The organism is Shewanella sp. 11B5, from assembly GCF_002836795.1.
Classification (GTDB): Bacteria; Pseudomonadota; Gammaproteobacteria; order Enterobacterales; family Shewanellaceae; genus Shewanella; species Shewanella frigidimarina.
The window spans coordinates 1-3,891 of the sequence record NZ_PJAP01000606.1 but is presented as its reverse complement, the minus strand read 5'-3'; the positions used below and the strand labels follow the sequence as shown (position 1 = coordinate 3,891).

Sequence of the window (3,891 nt, the reverse complement as noted above, 5' to 3'; positions counted from 1 at the left end):
ACAGAGAGTATAAATATGCACGATTCATTAAAGGATTTAAAAATTGGCATTATCGGCTTGGGTTATGTGGGCCTTCCTTTAGCTGTAGAATTTGGTAAAAAATTCCCTGTATTGGGTTTCGACATTAATCAGTCACGTGTACAAGCATTAGAAAACGGTCATGATTCTACATTAGAAGTAAGTGACCAAGAACTGGCTGATATAAAACAATTACGTTTCTCTTGTAATAAACAAGATTTAGCTGATTGCAATGTTTACATTGTAACAGTGCCAACCCCTATTGATGACAGTAATGCACCAGACTTAACACCACTGCGTAAAGCATCTGAATTATTGGGTGAGTTTGTTAAAAAAGGTGATGTTGTTATATATGAGTCAACGGTATATCCCGGTGCGACAGAAGAAGTCTGCCTACCAATTATCGAAAAAGTTTCTGGATTAGTATTTAATCAAGACTTTTTTGCTGGCTATTCACCAGAACGGATTAATCCGGGTGATAAAGTCAATACTCTTACTAAGATAATGAAAATAACTTCAGGTTCAACACTTGAGGTAGGTCAGTTTGTCAACAATCTATACGGCTCTATTATCACTGCAGGCACTCACTTGGCGGGGTCAATAAAAGTGGCTGAAGCGGCTAAAGTGATTGAGAACACTCAGCGTGATTTAAATATTGCCATTATTAATGAGTTTGCCAAAATATTTAATCGTTTAGGCATCGATACTGAAGAAGTACTCAACGCTGCTGGCACTAAATGGAACTTTTTAAAATTCAAACCAGGTTTAGTGGGCGGTCATTGTATTAGTGTTGACCCGTATTACTTAACCCATAAAGCCCAAGAGGTCGGTTACCGCCCTGAAGTTATTCTGGCTGGACGCCGTATTAACGATGGCATGGGTGAATATGTTGCTACTCAGCTGGTTAAAAAAATAGCCAGCCAAAAAATCCATGTTGACGAGGCTAAAGTACTGGTACTTGGCTTTACCTTTAAAGGTGACTGTCCTGATGTACGCAACACTAAAATTATCGACATTGTTAGCGAGTTAAAAGACTTTAATATGAGTGTTGATGTTTATGATGGCTGGGCAAACCCTGAAGAAGTTGAGCATGAATATGGCCTTTCATTAATCAATTCATTAACAGAAAATCATTATGACGGGATAGTGTTAGCAGTCGATCACAGCGAATTTAAAAAAATGGGTGTCGAAGCCATTCGCAAACTAGGTAAAAGTAAGCATGTTCTTTACGATGTAAAGCATGTTTTTGGTCCTAAAGATTCAGACATCAGATTATAAACAAGGATTTTAAAATGAAAAATTTTGCACTTATTGGCGCATCCGGTTATATAGCCCCACGTCATTTAAAAGCCATTAAAGAAACCGGCCATAATCTTTTAGTTGCAATGGATATTAATGATTCAGTCGGCATCATGGATAGTCATTTTCCTGATGCTGAGTTTTTTACCGAGTTTGAAGACTTTACCGCATTTGTTGAAGACTGTGCAATGAGAGGCCAAAAACTTGATTATATAGCGATTTGTAGCCCTAATTATTTACATGCCCCGCACATGAAGTATGCATTAAAAAATGGTATTGATGTTATTTGTGAAAAACCATTGGTACTGCATTCTGCTGACATGGATATTTTAAAAGAATACGAAGAAAAATATGGCGCAAGTGTTAACTCTATTCTGCAACTAAGGTTGCATCCTTCTATTATTGCATTAAAAGACAAAGTGGCGGCTGCACCGGCAGATAAAATTTTTGATGTTGATTTAACCTACATGACATCCCGTGGTAAATGGTACATGAAGTCTTGGAAAGGTTTTGATCACAAGTCCGGTGGCGTTGCGACCAATATTGGGGTACATTTTTACGATATGCTACATTTTATTTTTGGTAAACTTAAGCATAATGAAGTTCACTTTAGAGATGAAAAAACCTCTAGCGGCTACCTTGAATATGAACGTGCACGGGTTAAATGGTTTTTATCAATCGATGCCAACAATTTACCTGATAATGCTGTTAAGGGTGAAAAGCTCACGTATCGTAGTATTACAATCAACGACGGTAATAATACTGAAGAACTTGAGTTCTCAGGTGGTTTTACCGATTTACATACTCAAAGTTATCAAAATATCTTGGCAGGTAATGGTTTTGGTATTGATGAAAATCGTGTCGCGATTGAAACCGTAGAAAAAATCCGCGAAATGCCAGTTGTTAATGCGGGTAGTAAAGCCCACCCATTGCTGACAAAGGTCCTATAACAATGAACTACCATGTACATGAAAGCGCTATTGTTGATGAAGGTGCAAAAATAGGCAACGACACCCGTGTTTGGCATTTTGTGCACGTGTGTAGTGGTGCTCAAATTGGTGATGGCTGTTCATTAGGCCAAAATGTGTTTATTGGTAATAAAGTCACTATTGGTCATAATGTTAAAATACAAAATAACGTCTCAGTTTACGATAATGTTCATATTGAAGATGACGTGTTTTGTGGACCAAGTATGGTATTTACCAATGTGTATAATCCACGTTCGTTTATTGAGCGAAAAAAAGAGTATCGTGACACCTTAGTTAAAAAAGGTGCCACCCTAGGTGCTAATTGTACAATTGTGTGTGGTGTTGTTATTGGTGATTACTCACTTGTTGGTGCAGGGGCCGTTATTAATAAAGACGTCCCTGCATTTGCTTTAATGGTCGGCGTACCGGCCAAGCAAATAGGTTGGATAAGTAAATACGGTGAGCAACTTAATATACCGTTAACCGGCGAGGGGACTGAGAAGTGTCAACATACCGGCGATATTTATCAGCTTTCAGGTTCAACCTTGTCATTAATTAAAGAGTAATCATTTACATGCAATTTATAGACTTAGCCGCACAGTACCAACACTTGAAAACTAAAATTGATCAACGCATTCAAACGGTATTAGACCATGGCCATTATATCATGGGGCCAGAAGTACAAGAGCTTGAACAAGAGCTTGCAAATTACGTAGGCGTTAAACACGTCATTACTTGTGCTAACGGTACTGATGCATTAACCCTTGCAATGATGGTGCTTGATATAAAACCAGGCGATGCGGTTTTTTGCCCAACCTTTACCTTTTTTGCAACCGCAGAAGTTATTGCTTATGAAGGTGCCACACCAGTATTTGTCGATTCAGATGAGGCAACATTCAATATTTGTCCTATAGATCTTGAAAAGCGTATTCAAGCAACAATCGCAGAAGGGAATTTAACCCCTAAAGCTATTATCGCCGTAGATTTATTTGGCTTACCTGCCAACTATCCAGAAATTCAAAAGCTAGCTGATAAGTATAACCTAAAGCTTGTAGAAGATGCTGCACAAGGTTTTGGTGGTTCTATATGTGATGCTGAAGGTAACTTAAAACGTGCTGGATCTTTTGGTGATATAGCAACAACTAGCTTTTTCCCTGCGAAACCTCTCGGCTGTTATGGTGATGGAGGTGCAATTTTTACTAATAGTGATGAATATGCCGAGTTGTTGAAATCATATCGTGTTCATGGTAAAGGCAAAGATAAATACGACAACGTGCGTATTGGCATGAATAGCCGATTAGACACCATTCAAGCAGCAATATTGCTTGAAAAGTTAGCTGAATTTCCAAGTGAGCTAATTAAACGCAACAAAGCGGCTTATAACTATGAAAAAACACTGTCAGCGAAATACCAAACCCCGCAAGTTCCTGATGGTTATGTAAGCTCATGGGCTCAGTATACATTGGTTTCAAAGGATCGCGATGCGGATATGATTGTATATAAAGATCAGAGTATACCCACGATGATATATTATGGTACGTGTATGCATCAGCAAACTGCATTTATTGAGTTAGGATATCTAAATGGTGATTTCCCGATAGCTGAA

Annotated in this window: 4 protein-coding genes; all 4 read left to right on the top strand. The window is 38.4% G+C overall.

The window, feature by feature from the left end; all coding sequences use genetic code 11:
- The first annotated feature begins 15 nt into the window (after positions 1–15).
- A complete protein-coding gene (tviB, locus tag CXF78_RS14065) occupies positions 16–1,296 on the top strand; it encodes a Vi polysaccharide biosynthesis UDP-N-acetylglucosamine C-6 dehydrogenase TviB (protein ID WP_102037152.1) in 1,281 nt (426 codons plus the stop codon).
- A gap of 14 nt (positions 1,297–1,310) precedes the next feature.
- Entirely contained in the window at positions 1,311–2,267 is a 957-nt protein-coding gene (locus CXF78_RS14060) for a Gfo/Idh/MocA family oxidoreductase (protein ID WP_102037151.1), read from the top strand.
- A gap of 2 nt (positions 2,268–2,269) precedes the next feature.
- Complete coding sequence (locus tag CXF78_RS14055; protein ID WP_102037150.1) at positions 2,270–2,851, top strand: acyltransferase; 582 nt, start codon at positions 2,270–2,272, stop codon at positions 2,849–2,851.
- Positions 2,852–2,859: 8 nt separating this feature from the next.
- Positions 2,860–3,891: DegT/DnrJ/EryC1/StrS family aminotransferase (locus CXF78_RS14050; RefSeq protein WP_102037149.1), on the top strand; the 1,032-nt coding region annotated here is incomplete at its 3' end.

Excerpts from the sequence above, each read along its gene's own strand:
- tviB (WP_102037152.1), top strand. The coding sequence starts at position 16 with ATGCACGATTCATTAAAGGATTTAAAAATTGGCATTATCGGCTTGGGT.
- CXF78_RS14060 (WP_102037151.1), top strand. The coding sequence starts at position 1,311 with ATGAAAAATTTTGCACTTATTGGCGCATCCGGTTATATAGCCCCACGT.
- CXF78_RS14055 (WP_102037150.1), top strand. The coding sequence starts at position 2,270 with ATGAACTACCATGTACATGAAAGCGCTATTGTTGATGAAGGTGCAAAA.